We start from the raw sequence: 17898 nt of genomic DNA, 5'->3' as shown, positions 1-17898 counted from the left end.
ATAATTCCTCATTGAAACGCTACGCACATGGTTGCTTGATTTAAGGGATGCAAATTCAAGTGATACCTACCAGCAAATGCTGGCAGGTATGGTGTGAGTCAAATTAGATTTTACCCACAAGGTCTAAAGAAGGCGCTAATGTCTCTTCACCTGGCTGCCATGATGCTGGGCAAACTTCGCCGTCATGTGTTGCAATGTACTGAGCAGCTTGAACTTTACGCAATAGCTCTTTTGCGCTGCGACCAATCCCTAAATCATGTGTTTCAACAACTTTGATTTCACCTTCTGGGTTGATAACAAACGTGCCGCGAAGTGCGAGGCCTTCCTCTTCAATCATCACACCGAAATTGCGGGTGATTTTACCTGTCGGGTCGCCAATCATCGGGAAGTCAATTTTTTTGATGGTGTCAGAAGCATCATGCCATGCTTTGTGTGTGAAGTGAGTGTCTGTTGATACAGAGTATACTTCAACACCCATTTCCTGAAGCTGTGCATAGTGGTCAGCCAAATCGCCAAGCTCTGTCGGACACACAAAAGTAAAGTCCGCAGGGTAGAAAAAAACAATGCTCCACTTACCAAGTAAATTTTGCTCTGAAACTTCAACAAAATCACCCTTGTGGTATGCAGTTGCGCTGAAAGGTAAAAGCTTTGTATTAATCAATGAAGTGCTCATGACTATCCTCTATATTAAGTTTGTATTTTGTCTTTGCGAGTACCCTCGCCTTGCTTGAATACAAAGATATAGACTTAGCACTTTTAAATAAAATTGATTAAAACTATCATTGCTATCGATAAATTTGATTAAATAAACTCAACCCCATTGTAAACCTTAGGTATAATCTACTCGTAGTAATAGTGGTGACCTCAATGGACCCACATATTTGACTAAATCAAACTAATTAAGAGTTTTTATGCACCCGTACTTTAACCATATTCAATTAGGCTATTTGGGCTTTGTGCCTTTTTTACTTTGCATTGCAGCAACACTAATGTTGGGAAGCTCGGAATCCCTGGTCGGTGTTTTCAGTTTTTACAGTATGGGCATTCTGGCGTTTATGGCAGGGACCATGTGGCGCGCAGGGGAACAACCAAAGGCCCACGCAATTTTGGCGGTGGTGGTTGTACTTCCATTTCCTTTACTTTATTTGGTTTCTTTTACCGCACAACTTAGCTACCTTGCCGCTAGCTATTGGCTGGTACTTTGGTTTGAAAAAAGTATGCCTAAGTGGCAAGAAACACATAAAGACTACAAACAAATGCGCTTTGTCATTACCTCTGTTGTTTTTGTATCGCACCTATTTATGATTTCACAAGCAATTGAATTGACGAGATAGAATAAACGTTTAACCTCACAATCATGGCGGCACCATAACTATTCCTTTAATGCAATGTAAAAAAGCTACACGTTTCGAGTGTAATCAATTAACATTATCGAACAGTGTTCAGGTGCCGGCCCAACAATCCTCTTTTAAAATCCGGTACCTGCCGAAGTACTGCAAGGTTCTTATTGAGCATTTGACAACTATTTAATTCAAAGATTTGAATCAGTGCGGTAAATTAGTTCGCAACTAAGCAGATCAATAATAATACTGCTATAAGTTAAAGAGTAGCGTTAGGAGTGCATACATGATTCAAAAGCTGCTTTACGGGGTGATAGGGCTATTTGTGTTCACCTTTTATCTTTGGATGAGAGAGCAACCTGGTGATCTGCTGGACTCACTAGAGGAGTTGTTTTGGTTTACTATCGCCTCAACGATGATCGTTTATTCAGCACCGCATTTAAAGAACAACATTTTAATATGGGCATGGTCTATATACTGTTTGGGTTTACTGCTGGATCTGCTGGACGATTTTATCGCCGTGGACATATTTCCAGTTATCGCGCTAGACACGTCACTTAAACAGATTGGCTTTTTACTCATATGCTATGCACTGTACACCATGATAGTCAGACAAAGAGACACCATATCTCAACTCAACAATGAAATTGTGCAAAGACGACGACTGGAAGAAAAGCTTAAATTTGATGCAACCCATGATGAACTCACTCAGATAGGAAATCGCAGAGCCTGCTTTACCCAATTCAAGACACTTTGCGAGCAACATACAACTTTATTTTATTTTGACTTAGATGATTTTAAATGCGCCAACGACAAATTTGGGCACAGCTGTGGCGATTTAATCTTGAAAAAAGTAGCACACTCTTTGAGCACACAGTTTGGCGAAGAACGTTGTTTTAGGATCGGGGGTGATGAGTTTGTCGCATTTGGTAGTTTTGATACAGACAATGACGAGCAACTTCGCAAAAAGCTTTTAGAAGAAGTCTTTGAATACGGTGTCGGTATTAGCATTGGTTTCACTGCTACAGACACAGAAATTGCCCCTGATAAATTACTACATCTCGCTGATGCGGCCATGTACAGTAACAAACGCCTTAAGTCTGTTCGCTCTAAACCTCGGGTCAGTTAACATCTTACCATGCCTTTCATTAGTACAATAAAAGCAGTCCCAACATAAAACCCTTTGATTTAAGGCTTAAAAAATAGAGTACTATTAAAACATTTATGGTTAAATGGCATCATTAAGATGTTAAAGCTGGCGTATTGCGAAAAATTCATAGCAAACCGTCGCTTGTTGATGTGTCATTATCAAATCATTCAGACACATACCTAATACACTATGCACTCATATTACAAAGGAGATTGACTCGTGCTAACCAACTTATTCTCCAGCTCAGAAATAAAAGCAGAACTTTCGCAATTAAAACGTGAGTTGGCACAACAAGTACAAGAAAATGAGCGCCTTACAACTGAAAACAACCAACTACAATCACAGTTGATAGAAGCACAACAGCAGCTAAATGATAATACCGACAATCAGCTCTTGCAGTGTGCTCTATCCGGTATGAGCCAAGTAGAAGGGATCAGAGAGACGGTACTTCACAGCTTTCAAAATATAGAGCAAGACAGCGCAGCCATAGCAGAAGTTAATCAGTCGTTCGAAACGTCAGAAAAGTCACTAGCAAACATTCTGGCTGGTATGAGCCAGCTTTCTGAAAATATGTCGAGTATGACCGACAATATTTCAGGCCTATCTCATATGGCTGACAATATTCACACTTTTGTCGCAACGATCTCCAAAATTTCAGATCAAACTAATTTGTTAGCACTTAATGCTGCAATTGAAGCTGCACGAGCGGGTGAAGCTGGCAGAGGATTCAGTGTTGTAGCAGATGAAGTTAGAGCTTTGGCAAATAACACCAGCGCATCTGCTAACGAAGTATCAGAGTTAGTCACCAAGATCATTGATACAACCCAACTTACAGTGAAAGATGTGTCAGTGATCCAAGAGTCAAATAAAAATTTATCTCACAGTATTGAGCACCTAAATGATGAATATGGAGACATTGTTAATACGTGCGGTTCAATGAAGCAAACTATCACCAATGCTACCCAGCAGACTTTTATTCAAACAGTGAAACTTGATCACGTCGTTTGGAAAAGCGAAGTCTACGCCGTGATCATGGGAAGCAGTAATAAAACTGTCGGCAATTTTGCCGATCATACATCGTGTCGCCTTGGTAAATGGTTCCTAGGAGATGGCTCTAAACAATATTCAAACAACTCTGCTTATAAGCGCCTAGAGCAGCCACACAAAGAAGTACACAGATCCGGTGTAGAGGCTATTAAAAAGTTCCAAGATGGTGACAAACAGGGGGCAGTACAACAGCTCAATAGAATGGAGCAAGCCAGCGTAGAGGTTATGCATTTGTTGGATGATCTTAGAAACACTTAATGCAGTTAGACGATATATTTCTCCTTCGATTGACGACTTTTATAGTTAAATCTTGATATAATTCGCCACTTTTAATTAGTCAGTGTTTATCATGCAATTAGACCCAAAGTGGCGAATACTAACAGTGGGAGATGGCGATTTAAGCTTCTCCTACTCCATCAAAAAGCACCTTCAACCTCAGCAAATTATCGCCAGTATTTACGACAGCGAAGCTATTTTGCGAGAGAAGTATCAAAATCATGCTTTAGACAAGTTGATAGCGTCCAATACACCTGTGTTGACTGAGTTTGATGCCACTGACAAAGCATCTTGGTCTCGCTTGAATGGGCAGACATTCGACGCTGTGATTTTTCAGTTTCCGCTTATTCCTGCTTTTGCTTCACATGACGAGTTTAAACAGAACTCACTGAGCATAAATACATTAAATAGACGCCTACTGAGGTATTTTTTGACTTATTCACAGTCAATTGCTTTAGATAAACAAGGGCCAATGCTCAGTATCATAACGTCAAAAGATGTTAAGCCATATTGCGAATGGAACCTCGAACAAACCTTACATCAATCACTTAATCTAAACTACCTAGGACAAAGTGATTTTGATATAACGCGGTTTCCTGAGTATAAAATACGCAATGTCGACAGAGACAAACACGTAAAAGATACCCGAGGGATCAGTTACTTTTGGTCACCCAAGCCCGCACCATCACTACCACTTACCAAACCCAGCTATTTATCTGAGTCTCACTGTGCCATGTGCCGTGTTGGTCCATTTCTAACAGAGCAAGACAAACAAGCGCATTTAAATTCAAAAAAGCATAAACAGATGTCTAAACATGAACAGGCTTGGCAAGCATACTTAAGTCAAGCAGCCGATTGACCCTGCAAATATATAACAAATAGAAAAAATACAACCTCCATTTTTAAAGTGTTTTAGTTACAAATAAAACACTTTTGAAACAACAAAAACTGCGAAATAAACAATAATGGAATAATGTATACAAAGTGATTGTGTATCCTTAAAGAAAACCTTAGACTTGCGCCCTCTTTGAATTAGCGGGCTTCGTTATGCAAATTCTAGACAAACGATTTTTATACGCAATTGCATGTCTTCTTTTAGCTATGGTGACTATTCAGTCTGGCGCATCAATCGCAAAGCAATTATTTCCATATGTTGGCCCCGAAGGAACGACAGCCTACCGCTTGGGGTTTTCTGCCTTGATATTGTGCCTCATTTTTAGACCTTGGAGAAAACTCCCCGCCAATTGGCGACCGGTTATTCTTTATGGCCTCTCATTGGGGATCATGAATTTGACATTTTACTATGCCATTGAACGTATTCCATTGGGCATTGGTGTCGCATTGGAATTTACCGGGCCACTGGCAGTCGCATTATTTTCGTCCAAACGCAAGCGTGATTACCTCTGGGTGCTACTCGCCATTGCCGGGATCATAATGCTGCTTCCAAATATGAGTGAAGTGGATGGACTGGATCCTATTGGTGTGATACTGGCTCTGGTAGCGGGTGCTTTCTGGGCCGGATACATTATATTTGGTAAAAAAACTGGTGGACAAAGCTCAGGAGGCATAGCAGTCACTTTGGGCATGAGTGTCGCAGCTTTCGCGATAGTCCCCTACGGCGTCATTTCTCAGGGCAGTGCACTACTTGACTGGTCCCTTATCCCACTCGGCATTGCTATTGGGTTATTATCGAGTGCACTACCATACAGTCTGGAAATGGTGGCACTGCGCAATATGCCTGCGCAGGGCTTTAGTATTATGATGAGCTTAGAGCCTGCGGTCGCAGCTCTAGCTGGTTTGCTGATTTTAGGTGAGCTGCTTACATTTTCACAATGGATCGCCATAATTTTAGTGATCACCGCATCGCTAGGCAGCTCAATAGCCACCAAAGAATCCTAAAAAACCAACTAAGGGCCTGCTTCAGGAGCGGGTCCTTCTAACCCCACGGTGACGGTAAATCAGACTCCTCTACCTCAACTTCCAGCTCAAAGTGCAAATTTTCAGGTGCTGAGCTCGAGGGTTCGATCTCAGGTAGCGTGGCAAAATGAAGTTTCAGCCACTGCTGTTGCTCATATAGCATATGCAGTAAATCTTTTTCATCCTGATATTCATGACCACTATTTGGTAACAAAACAAGCTTGGCGGTCTTGCCTAAATCGTTCAGCGCACTAAACATTCTTTCCGATTGGACCGGGTAGCTGCCTTCCTTCCTATCTTGATAGCCATGGATCAACAACACCGAACTGCGAATATTTTGCGCAGAGAATAAGGGAGAATTAGCTAAATACTTGCTAGATTCAACCCACAAACTTTGCTCGCCAGCACCAAAAACAAACGGAGATAGCGTCAAGTTATAAGTACCACTTCGCGCGATCCCGGTGACAAAGTAGTCTGTTTGAGTTAACAGTTTAAGTACGCTTGTGGCTGCAAAACCATGGCCGCCTATGGCTATTTTTTCTTTGTCCGCAATACCTTGAGAGACCAAAGTATCAACTATTGCCTTTGCACTGGCCCTCAGCTGTTGGTCAAACTGCTCTCCTTGATTTTGCGCACTCAGCATAGGCATATTTTTGATATTGAGCACAGCATACCCCTCATGAACAAATGGCACGCCACTCTTGGCATCTAGATCAGGGAATAGGTAAGGCGACGAGATGACTTGCTTACTATTTTGCTCATTTGTGTCATTAAGCCATACCACAACTGGTACTCGACCCATGCTAGGATCAAAGCTTTTAGGTAAATAAAAGTCTCCTTTAATTACACCACCGGCACCAACACTGAAACGCATTTCCTCTTTGCGGATCCCTTGCATACTTGGATATGGGTGTGGGTACTTAGTAAGTTGCTCGACAACATCAAACGTCAAATTACGAGAGAAGTAGTTTGTTGGATTGTCTTTGGACTCTTTACGCGTGACGAATTGCATACCATCATCTGAAAGCACAGCCACAACTCGCTCGAAATATGGAGATTTTGACTCCCAAATAGGCGTCATTAGGTTACCTCGCGCATCGAATCTTGCAAGATAAGGTATATCTGCCTCACCTTGTTTTTTTGTACCAGTGATAAATATGTAGCGACCTCCAGCAACCTTAATTACCGAAGCGCCAATATCATTTTTGGTCGTTACCAATTCGCGGCTTTCACCTTTAGAAAGGCCCTCAAATAAGTTCAACTTAACTTGAGCACGGTCTGGCGTTAATGGCGAAAATGCATAGTAGTCTTTTTCATTATTTCCGGCATCAATGACCATTAACCCAAGCTGATTGTCACCCCACATTATCTCCGATAGCCGCCCCTCAATGTCAGCGTAGTGGCGAGGGTTACGTCTAAACGGCGCTGAAATACTGTACAAACTTTCGCTGTCGCTGTCTAAATCCGACTGGGCCCATATCAAGGTTGCGCCTTTATCAGCACGCCACTGGAATACTCGTTTAACGGTTGCATCTGTAAATGGTTGAGTAAGACTATCTTGTTCGGAAACAGTAACCTGCGGTCGGTAAACTTCATAAAGCGGCGCACCTCTCATTCCCCAGATCTGCCAAACACTATAGTGTTGTTTATCAAAGTCTTCTTCCGTCATCTGCGACAAGTTTTGTATATCCATCATAGCAACCAACAAGTTGGTCGAGTCAGGCGACGCTTTAAAGCTGCTAAAATAAGCAGGTTGTCCGATTGGAACTTCTCTCCCTTTTAGCGGTACTTTATATAGTTGCCCTAATGCTAACTGTGTAAACTGTGCATGTTTTGGCGCATCAAAAGCATCAGACGGTTTTATTTGTGCAGTTGAATTAACAACCAATGGACCATTCGCATTTGATTGCTCTGCGCTACGAGTAACGCTTTGACGGCTATGATTCACTCTAATATTGGCAATGAGGCCTGAACTATCGGCCAGCCACTCGAAAGGTTTTGCCATTGTAAAGCCATTGAGTGGGAAATTGGACAAGCTCTTAGGTTGGCGTTGTTTAATATCATACACCCATAAGTATCCACCTGTTTGAGTCTCTAAAATAAACGCAAGATAGCGTCCATTTGCACTCCAAGTAGGCTGAATAATGTGACCTTCGGGGATATTGTTCACCTTGATTAGAGCGCCGGTGTCAATATGCTTAAATGAAACACCAGCATAACGCTCGGCATCTGGACGCAAGCTGGTTTCAGGGTTTATCTGCACACCAAGTATGCTCAGCGGTGGACGCTGTTGACCGAATGATTTACCAGTATTATCGGCTTCTAGGGGCGTAAGTAATGCCATCCAGCTGCCTTTGGCGTTTACAAGAGCTTTTGGGACACTGTGATGTTGTATAAGCTCCGCAATTTCAGCCGAAGGTTGTTTATAGCTTGATGGATTAGCATAAACTCCATTGCTCAACACACATGCGCATACAAATAGTATTAAAGCCCTGATAATTATCACTTCTATAGTCCTAGTCTATTAGCCACAACGGGACATGATATCCTTATTTTTCACCAAGTGCAGTAATTTAGAGACATATTGCATTTAAAAAGCTGTTTTTTAGACTATTGTTTTATACAGAACAGCATCAATTGAATTGTAAGTTGCAGAGTCGAAGTTGATAGGTTTAAACTATGCAACCGTCATCAGCACAACCTATGCGATCAGGCACTTATGAACAACGACAAAAAACCAGAAAAAATAACAATTTTTGATGTTGCCAAAGAAGCGCAAGTTTCCAAATCTACAGTTTCCCTTGTATTAACTCACTCCGACAAAGTAAGTGACAAAAGTAAAGAAAAAGTTCTCAAAGCCATTGAAAAGCTTGGCTATGTATATAATAGAGATGCGGCTGCACTGCGCAGTAAAAAATCCAACCTCGTCGCGGTCGTTATCAATGATTTAACCAACCCCTATTCAGCGCAATTGGCGGTGGGCTTAGAAAAGCACATTTATGCGCTAGGTATGGTGCCGATGCTAGTAAATACCGGGGAGGATTTTACCCGTCAACAACAAGTTGTTAATACCCTCAAAGAGTACAATGTCTCTGCGTTTGTCATGGTTCCTGCACCAGGCACAACCAAAGAATGGGTGAACCAACTGGTTTCAACCGGGTTTCCTGTCATCAACATCATGCGAGAAATCCAGTTTGCTGAAGCCCCCTGCATTTTGCCTGACAACCAAAAAGGCACACACTTAGCAACAGAGCATTTATTGCAAAAAGGGCTGTCATCAATTGCTTTTTTAGGCGGTACTGATGAAATATCCGACTACCATGAACGATTGAGTGGGTTTCGCTCAGCAATATCTGCCCACGTTGATCAAATTCAATCCCATGAAATAATGGCACCAACGAACCGCCAAGGCGGCAGAGATGCATTCCATCAACTTTTCAGTATCGCTCCAGATATCCAAGCAATTGTGTGCTTCAGTGATGTCATTGCCTATGGCGCAATGGAAGCAATGCGCGAACACAATCTAGTACCTGGCAAAGATATCAAAGTGATTGGATTTGATGACCTTGCTGATTCGCGCTTAATGCGCCCCGCACTGTCATCGGTTCGTATTGATGCAAACGACATTGGTAAGCGGACTTGTCAGGCACTTAGTGAAATCCTTAACAAATCTCAACCACCGGTGAGAACACTGGTAGATATATCTTTACAAATACGAGAATCATCTTCTTAAATGACCAAAGTTTTAGTTATCGGCTATGTATGGCCAGAGCCTAATTCATCGGCAGCTGGCGTGCACATGCTGTCTTTATTGCAATTTTTTAAAGCACATGGCTGGCAGGTAGAATTTGCAAGTCCGGCGCAACAAACAGACCATATGGTCGACTTATCAAGTTATGGCATTACAAGCAAGCCAATAGCACTCAACTGTAGCTCGTTTGATCAGTATATCGAAGCGATGTCGCCTGATATCGTCCTGTTTGATCGTTTTATGATGGAAGAGCAGTTTGGCTGGCGGGTAGATAAATTTGCGCCCAATGCACTCAAGATTTTAGATACGGAAGACTTACAATGTTTGAGAGGGGCTCGTCACAGTGCAGTCAAAGCCGGCGTTGATTTTCATCGCGACCAATTGTTAGATAGCGAACTTGCCAAACGAGAGATAGCGGCAATATTACGGTGTGATTTATCTTTGATCATTTCTGATTATGAACTGGAGTTACTGACAAATACATTTAACGTCAGTCCTCGGCTGTTGTTGCACTTACCTTTTTTAGTCGACTTAACACAAATTCCGTCACAGCTTCCAAGCTTTGATGAGCGAAAGCACTTTATGACCATAGGTAACTTTCGTCACGCGCCAAACTGGGATTCTGTCCTTTATTTACAGAAGTTGTGGCCAACAATCAAAAAGCGGCTTCCGGATGCTGAACTGCACATTTATGGTTCATACCCGCCCAAAAAAGCAACTGCCCTTCACAACCCGAAAACTGGCTTTCTTATTAAAGGCTGGGCAGACGACGCAATTGACGTGATGAAACATAGCCGTGTTTGTTTATCACCTCTTAGGTTTGGAGCAGGTATAAAGGGTAAGTTTTTGGAAGCGATGTTAACTCAGACGCCATGTGTAACAACCCCTGTCGGCGCTGAAGGTATGCACGGCGCTTTGCCGTGGCATGGTGCTATTGCGGCAAATGAAAAAGAGTTTATCGACGAAGCGGTCGAGCTCTATAGCAATGAGTCTTACTTTAAACAGGCACAATCAAACGGCTTGAATATTTTGTCTGATAGGTATGATAAAAGCGCTTTGTATAGACGACTCGAATGCAAAATATCTACTATTCAGAGTAATTTGACTCAGCATCGTACGCAAAACTTTTATGGACAGATGCTCAAACACCATACACTCCGTAGTACCCAATATATGTCCCAATGGATTGAAGAAAAAAATGCAAATAAAATGCGTTGAAAATCAGACAAAACTGGTTAGAATGCGCGGCGTAACTTATTATTAGTTTTGCAGAAATAAACAACGAGTCAAAACTTCTGTTTTTATCTTGAACTAATTGCGCCGCGAACCATGTTGCAACATGCTTTTATGCCTTTTTTCGAACGAAAAAGTCCGCCAAAAGCGCTTCAAATTTGCAACATAATTTTGCGATACCATAAGGTACTATGTTTTTGTTATTTGGGATTTAAGTACGCCGTACTTAAATATCTGGGCTCGCCCTTAATCACGCAACTATTAGGTATTGCACAGTTGAATTCAGCTACGTTTACCCAAAAGCGCAAGTTTATCGTTAAACTTGGCAAAATGCTTCATCAATATGGAACCCCTGCCTTTCGATTAGAAGCACATTTAATGGAAGTGGCCACACACCTTGGATTAAAATCATCTTTTGTTATGTCGCCTACATCAGTCACTTTTGTTATATGGACCGATGGACATGAAGAAGAATACACCCATGTAGCGCGTGTTGAGCCTGGCGATCACGATTTGGGTTCTTTGGCCAACACTGATGACGTCGTGAACAAAATGCTTGCTGGTGAGCTAAGTGTAACCCAAGCTGATGAAAGCTTAGATCAAATCCAAAATGCCGACTCACCCTATTCGCGCTGGCAAATGGCTGTGGCCTTTGCGATTTCTGGTGGCGCATTTGCCATGCTAATGGGAACAAGTTGGAGTGATGTGATTTGGTCAGGCATTATTTCAATCTTGGTTTATCTCTTCATTCTTTGGTCTGAACACTCAAAGCGCGTTACCCACATGTTAGAACCCATGGTTGCTATCGCGGCAGCATTTGTGGCTTGTGCAGTTTCTGCTTACTTTGATCCTCAGTTGAACATCCGCTTAGTCGTGCTGTCGGCCATCATAGTGTTTATTCCAGGTCTGGCTCTCGCTCTGGGGTTTGCTGAACTCTCTGCAAGACATTTAGTTTCTGGCACTGCGCGCGTTATGGATGCCTTTATGCTGCTCTTCAAGTTATATTTTGGTGCATTTTTAGGTATCAGCATCGGATTCTATGTCTTTGGTCAAGTCGACTTTGTGCAACCTGAAGCATTGCCTAAATGGACCGCATGGCTAGCAGTATTTTTACTGTGTATGAGCTTAGTTGTCATTTTCAAAACTAAGTTAAAGCATATTCCTTGGTGCATTACATCTGGCTTTATAGCCTATGCAGTCTCAGTTAGCGCAGCCATTTATTTTGATTATGCGCTTGGGACATTTGCGGGGGCTTTTGCCGTAGGTATATTCAGTAACATCTTCAACAGAGTAGAAAACGCACCTGCATCAATTGTGACTATGAAAGGGCTAATTGTGCTCGTTCCGGGTTCAAAAACATATATCGGGCTTAATTCACTGATCGAAGGACAGAGTTTTGTAATGGCTGATCATATCGGACAACAAACCTTCTTAATATTTATGTCCCTTGTTGCAGGTCTGATATTCGCTAACGTAACGCTTCCACCTAAAAAGAGCTTGTAAATAATAACGTAATTAATTGAGCCATACGGTTGTATGGCTCCCCTGAATGGCAAACCGCCACCAGCCTAGGTAACCTTAATATTTATGTCTCTTGTTACAACCTGATATTGGCCAACGTAAACCCTTCCACCTAATAAGGCTTGTAAATAACAACGTAATTGAGTGAGCCATACGCTTGTATGACTCCCCTTGAAGGCAATCCATCACCAGCTTAGGTAATCTACCCGGCCTCTGTGGCGCTGACTTCAGGCTTTCTCTAAAACGACTTTACATTGACTCCTCGTTCTACACCAACTTCACATTATGGCGAACATTGCCCTATTTAAATTATCTATTTCAAAGTTACCATAACCAAGACGCAGTATCTGGGTATGCGCCGTTGGGTTTTTGTTCTTTAACCACTACATTTATCAAATCTTAAATATCATTAGTTGTGAATGTAAATATAATTTCATTACCACATAGACAAGTAAATTTATTTATAAAGCTCAAAATAAAACAAATAATTTTTTATCTTGATAAAAATCATGAAGTTAAATCACCAAAATTTATAAAAAATCACATTTCACAACTATTAATATTCATTCAAGATTTAACAACTGCTCTTGTTGTTAAATCTTAATTGCACAAGATTACATTCGAGTGATTACGTTCAAATTTCATCCAAGGGGATTGGTATCATGTTTAACAATAAGAATAAGTTGTCGCTGGCAATAAGCTCAGCATTGATGGGGTCAACTTTATATATTTCGCCGTTTGCATTTGCTGAAAATGACAGCGCTGTTTCAAATCAGAAAGAAGTGGAAGTGATTCAAGTTCGTGGCATACGTGGTAGCGTTGTAAAGTCGCTTAATACAAAGCGTTATGCAGATGCAATCGTTGACGCTGTCACAGCTGAAGACATAGGTAAATTTCCAGACCAAAATGTTGCCGAGTCATTGCAACGTATCACAGGTGTGTCTTTAACTCGTAACTTCGGTGAGGGTGAACGCGTTAGCATTCGAGGTACCAGCGAAAGCCAAAACCGTACATTACTCAACGGCCAAGCAGTCGGTTCAGCTGACTGGTGGACAAACTCAGCAGCCAGCCGCGGTTTCAACTACACCATGCTTCCCTCTGAAATCGTCGCAGGCCTTGAAGTCTATAAATCACCGGAAGCTGATATAGACGAAGGTTCAATCGGTGGAACTATCGTTGTTAAAACAAGAAAACCGCTGGATTTAGATGCAAACAAAATCGCAGGATCATTACTCGCACAATATAGTGAAGTGTCCGGTGAAACTGATCCTCAAGCGTCAATCATGTACAACTTTAAAAATGATGATGAAACTTTTGGCGCACTTGTTTCTGTAATTCGACAAGAAAGAAACCTTCGTCGAGATGGTATTGAGGCGTGGAGTTGGGCTGATAGAACCATTACGATGGCTGACGGAACAGTTCACGAAGATGTGTACAGTCCTGGCGGTGGTGGTTCAGCAATGTTCTCACAAGAGCGAGTCAGAACAGGCGTCACATTAGCACTTCAATATCGCCCTAGCGATGCGACCGATATCTCATTTAATTTACTAGATTCTACGCTTGATGCTGATAATGAAAACCAAAACTTCCTGTGGTTACCAGAACGTGGCGGCTCTCAATATACTGATATCACCATAATCGATCATGATAAAGTAGGTAGAATGGTTGTTGGTGGCACTATGGGGCTCTCTCCTGATGGCACCAACATTCTAAATGAAACCAAAGTCAGAAACTCGCAACTTAAAACAAAAGCCTATGACTTAAAAGTCGAACATGAAGGCGAGCTTTGGCACTCTACATACCAGCTTGGTTACACTGAAGGCACTGGTGGTTCGCAGGCGGACCGTTCGGTCGGTTGGGTTGGAAACTATGTACATTCTTATGACACTTCACAAGTTGAAGACGTTAAAACATCTTACGGCGCAGACCCAAAAGATGGCTCGAAATGGAACCTTGGCTTTTTGCGATACGACAGTAACGACGCAAAAGACGATGAAACCTACTTCCAAGCAGATTTTAAACGCCCTATCGACGTTGCTGTTTTTAGCGAAATCAAAATGGGCGTAAAATATCGTGACCACAGTCGCTTTAATACCAAACACACAACTCAAAACCGTACTGATTTGAATTGGAGTCTAGCAGACTATTCGCTGAGTATGCCAAGTGATTATCTTTCTGGATTAGGCTCATCAGGCACTTTACGAGCATATGCTATTACAGATTCAGATAAGGTACGCCAAGATGGTGACGCACTGAACTGGCCTTATGAAGTTTTAAAGGCCAGTACGTTCGACATCAAAGAAAAGATTTTGGCAGGTTATGTTAAAACAACGATAGATGCTGATGGCATGCGTGGTAACTTAGGTGTAAGGCTTGTACATACTAAACAAGAGTCGTCAGCATTTGCTGGTGCATCTGGTGCTGAGCTGTGGACAACCCAAGATAAAGATTACTTTGACGTTTTGCCTAGTATCAACTTAGCAATCGATTTAAATGACGATCTACTAATGCGATTCAGTGCAGCAAGAGTAATGTCTAGACCTGACTACGCAAGTATGACTGCTTCAACTTCATACAACGTGGAGACCCAAACGGGTACTGGTGGTAATCCAGATATCGACCCATTCCGTGCAACCCAGTTTGATACAGGTATTGAGTGGTATTTCAATGAAGCGGGTATATTCTCAGCCGTCTTCTTTTACAAAGATATCCAATCATTCCTTGATAGTACACCCGCTTTTGAGACTCATGAAAACACTTTGATCCGAATTAGTCGTCCGTCAAATGGTCGCGCGGGTCGGATCCAAGGTCTTGAGTTTGGCTACCAACAAGAATTACTAGAAGGTTTTGGTGTTTCAGCCAATTACACCTACGTAGATGGCGAAGCGAAAGACAAAGATGGTAACGACGTTACTATCCCAGGTAACTCTGAGCACACCATCAACTTAAGCGCATACTACGAAAACGAAAGCCTAAGCGGTCGCATTTCTTACAATCACCGCTCTGGTTATGACTCAGGTAATGACTGGCCTGGCTATATTGATGCCTATGGACAAGTAGACGCCAATATTACTTACAACATTAATGAAAACTTAGCAGTTGTACTCGAGGCAATAAACCTCACAGACGAGCATACATTTAGCTATCAAGAAGAAGGTGTTGAGCAAGCCCTTACCGGTGTCTATGCCGATGGCCGACGCTTTGTTGCCGGTGTTCGCTTTAACTTCTAACACTAGAAAAACCTCCCTGTGAAAAAGCTTTAAACACCGGGAGGTTATTTATAAGTTCGCTGCTAACACAGCGGCATTAGGCGATGGAAGGCCCCTCCCTGCCCAGGAGACTTTGAGCTGAAGTCTACGCTTGTAGACCTTCAGCTTTTCTTTTTAAACACCTTATACTTTGAGAATATGGTAATTGTTTTTAAAAGCTGTAGAATCGGTCATTTAGGTACATAAATTAGCATAGTGAATAAGTAAAATTACACTTAACGCAAGTTAGGTAGTTAGCAAAGGGTGCCATTTTAGTCAGCATGAACCATTTTAGGCCTATTAAACTCTTGGTATTGATTTTGGTCTTGTTGTCACCAACAAGCCAGGCTGATTTATATACTGCCACGCAGTATTACCAGCAGCAAAAATACGTCAAAGCCTATAACGAGTTTTATCAACTGGCCCAACTAGGTAACGGCGATGCCATTTATAATTTGGCCGTAATGTCATTACATGGCCAAGGAACTGAAAAAAACCTTTCATCAGCCCACGCGTGGTTTTCACTCGCTGCTGAGTACGGTATTTCAGAATCTCTTAAAACAGCCCAGCTAATTTCTTCTCAATATGCTAACCAACAAGTTTTAGCACAAGTACTAAACGATAAAAAAGAACGCTTTGGCTATCAGTATGTGAGCCAAAGTTATTACCCAAACTTAGACCATACAATAGCGCCCAGCGGTACATTGTCGCGAGTTTATGAAAAGCTACCAGAGTATCCAGAGCAAGCAGCAAGGCAAGGCCTTGAAGGCTGGGTTTGGTTGGAGTTTGATATAGACACATCTGGTGTGGTCAAAAACCTCGTCGTAATTGATGACTACCCTAAGAATATCTTTGCTTCGGCCTTAATCAATGCGGTAAGCGTTTGGCGTTACAAACCCGGTCAGGCAAAAAAAAATCATTCGTTGATCTATCATTTCACCACCTTTAAAGGAAAAGAGTATAAGCGGACACTCGCATTTCAGCAGCAAGATTATCAGGTTGAAATAAAGCGTCATATTGACGCTGCTGAACAAGGTAATGCACAAGTTCAATACTACATTGCAAACTGGTTGAGCTCTGACAAATATAACGCTAGCCAGCTACTTAAGTATCATTGGCGAGATGACAGCGCCTATCTGACTATGTTACTTGCTGCGGCCAAAAACGACCTACCGATAGCCCAATACAAACTTGCAATGGAGCTGTTGACCAGCACTAATAAAAATCAATTTAGTGTGGCTTTAAATTGGCTGAAAAGAAGTGCGAACAAATTCCCGCCAGCTCAATACAAACTCGCAACGCTGTATAGTGACAAAAACAGCCAAATTTACGCGCCGAGTGAGGCCACTAAGTGGTTCACTAAATCTATTGAGGGAGACAAGCGCGCTGCTAAAGCACTTAGCTTGCATTTATATAATCACACCATGGGTAGTGACGACGTTACTTTTTGGCTGAATAAAGGCCTCGAGCTAGATAAAAATGACCCAGAGTTACTTTTATTAAAAGCCAAACTAACTAGCTCTAATGACAAAAATGAAGCTTTAAAATTAGCAAAAAATGCGCAAAAACAAGCCCTGAAGCGTCAATGGAACACCGCATTAATTGAAGAGTTTCTCGAAACACTACGTTAAATTGAAAAGTAGAATATCACTTCTCTAAAACCCAGTTCATGGCTACTACGGAAAGCCCCCGTGACTTCGCCCAACTATGACCAACTACTCAACTTTCACGTCATAACATTTAAATATGTAAAGCCATTTATATTTAGTCATTTATTAACGAGACTGAGCGGCTGTTACGATTGTTCTTTCTGTGCAACCAGCACAAATCTCTCCGTATTGCATACGCGCCTTAAATACGCGATCTTGTTGATCAAAGAGGGTATAAGAGTTCGAAAATAATGCAGCATCAAGTTTAAAATGCTCAGCCAGTGTTGCAAAGATCACTGGGTTTTCACCAGTTTTTTGCGCTTTTTGTTCAAAGTGAACTCTTCCAATATAGGTTAGTTTTTGCTTAGAGCTCACAAACCTTTGTTGCGTTTTACCTTTTTTATAAGTTGAACTATATGGTGCACTCACCTGCCACCCGACGATTCTGTATGCGCCTTCAGGGAGGCTTATTGCAAACACACCATGTTCATTGACATTAGAGTTCAAGGAAATAAAGGTCGACTCTTCAGTATCCATATTTTGAAAATGAAGTTGATAATCCGCATATGCGCCACTGTAGGACATAGTACCCCAAACAACGCCTTTGCTCGGTTTTACATTTTCTACATAAACATCATCAATATTTTGAGAGGCACAACCACTAATAAAAATGGTCGTCAATATACTGCAAATGCGCTTCAATCCCTTCATAAAAATACCGCCTTTAGTTGAAACCACAACTACACACTGCACTTTTATCTACCTA

At 41.8% G+C, this 17898-nt stretch carries 13 protein-coding genes; 10 read left to right on the top strand and 3 right to left on the bottom strand.

The features are described from left to right. Positions 1–103: 103 nt before the first annotated feature. Positions 104–673 (bottom strand): alkyl hydroperoxide reductase subunit C, encoded by a 570-nt coding sequence (ahpC, locus tag MHN81_RS05810; RefSeq protein WP_023398106.1) that lies wholly within the window; start codon positions 671–673, stop codon positions 104–106. Positions 674–911: 238 nt separating this feature from the next. Here ahpC and MHN81_RS05805 point away from each other — a divergent pair, with 238 nt between their 5' ends. From MHN81_RS05805 to MHN81_RS05785, 5 genes are all read left to right on the top strand, one after another. Beyond that, positions 912–1334, top strand: coding sequence for a DUF3429 domain-containing protein (locus tag MHN81_RS05805; protein WP_023398107.1), 423 nt, complete (start codon positions 912–914; stop codon positions 1332–1334). Positions 1335–1626: 292 nt separating this feature from the next. Continuing rightward, positions 1627–2469 (top strand): GGDEF domain-containing protein, encoded by an 843-nt coding sequence (locus MHN81_RS05800; protein WP_023398108.1) that lies wholly within the window; start codon positions 1627–1629, stop codon positions 2467–2469. A gap of 240 nt (positions 2470–2709) precedes the next feature. Continuing rightward, positions 2710–3795 carry a methyl-accepting chemotaxis protein gene (locus MHN81_RS05795; protein WP_023398109.1) on the top strand — a complete coding sequence of 362 codons (1086 nt, stop codon included), beginning with the start codon at positions 2710–2712 and terminating at the stop codon, positions 3793–3795. 91 nt (positions 3796–3886) lie between these two features. Beyond that, complete coding sequence (locus MHN81_RS05790) at positions 3887–4672, top strand: class I SAM-dependent methyltransferase (protein ID WP_023398110.1); 786 nt, start codon at positions 3887–3889, stop codon at positions 4670–4672. Positions 4673–4860: 188 nt separating this feature from the next. Further along, positions 4861–5712, top strand: coding sequence for a DMT family transporter (locus MHN81_RS05785; protein WP_023398111.1), 852 nt, complete (start codon positions 4861–4863; stop codon positions 5710–5712). Between the two features lie 37 nt (positions 5713–5749). Here MHN81_RS05785 and MHN81_RS05780 read toward each other — a convergent pair whose 3' ends face one another. Then, the gene (locus MHN81_RS05780; protein WP_239425249.1) at positions 5750–8074 is read right to left on the bottom strand and encodes a prolyl oligopeptidase family serine peptidase; all 2325 of its coding nucleotides are present in this window, start codon (positions 8072–8074) and stop codon (positions 5750–5752) included. Between the two features lie 375 nt (positions 8075–8449). Between MHN81_RS05780 and MHN81_RS05775 the strand changes: the two genes are divergently transcribed. From MHN81_RS05775 to MHN81_RS05755, 5 genes are all read left to right on the top strand, one after another. After that, a complete protein-coding gene (locus MHN81_RS05775) occupies positions 8450–9463 on the top strand; it encodes a LacI family DNA-binding transcriptional regulator (protein ID WP_023398113.1) in 1014 nt (337 codons plus the stop codon). Then, positions 9464–10699: a glycosyltransferase family 4 protein gene (locus MHN81_RS05770; protein ID WP_023398114.1), complete on the top strand. Its 1236-nt coding sequence runs from the start codon at positions 9464–9466 to the stop codon at positions 10697–10699. Positions 10700–10990: 291 nt separating this feature from the next. Next, complete coding sequence (locus tag MHN81_RS05765) at positions 10991–12217, top strand: threonine/serine exporter family protein (protein WP_036975302.1); 1227 nt, start codon at positions 10991–10993, stop codon at positions 12215–12217. A gap of 680 nt (positions 12218–12897) precedes the next feature. Next, positions 12898–15465, top strand: a complete 2568-nt coding sequence (locus tag MHN81_RS05760; protein WP_023398116.1) for a TonB-dependent receptor — start codon at positions 12898–12900, stop codon at positions 15463–15465. Positions 15466–15764: 299 nt separating this feature from the next. After that, positions 15765–17114, top strand: coding sequence for a TonB family protein (locus MHN81_RS05755; RefSeq protein ID WP_239425248.1), 1350 nt, complete (start codon positions 15765–15767; stop codon positions 17112–17114). A 144-nt stretch (positions 17115–17258) separates the two neighbouring features. Here the strand turns inward: MHN81_RS05755 and MHN81_RS05750 are convergent, their stop codons facing one another. Then, positions 17259–17843: a hypothetical protein gene (locus tag MHN81_RS05750; protein ID WP_239425247.1), complete on the bottom strand. Its 585-nt coding sequence runs from the start codon at positions 17841–17843 to the stop codon at positions 17259–17261. Between the last annotated feature and the right edge of the window lie 55 nt (positions 17844–17898).

This window comes from Pseudoalteromonas sp. Of7M-16 (assembly GCF_022347805.1).
Taxonomy (GTDB): domain Bacteria; phylum Pseudomonadota; class Gammaproteobacteria; order Enterobacterales; family Alteromonadaceae; genus Pseudoalteromonas; species Pseudoalteromonas luteoviolacea_F.
Note: the sequence above shows the minus strand (reverse complement) of the source record. Positions and strands in the feature narration are given on the sequence as shown.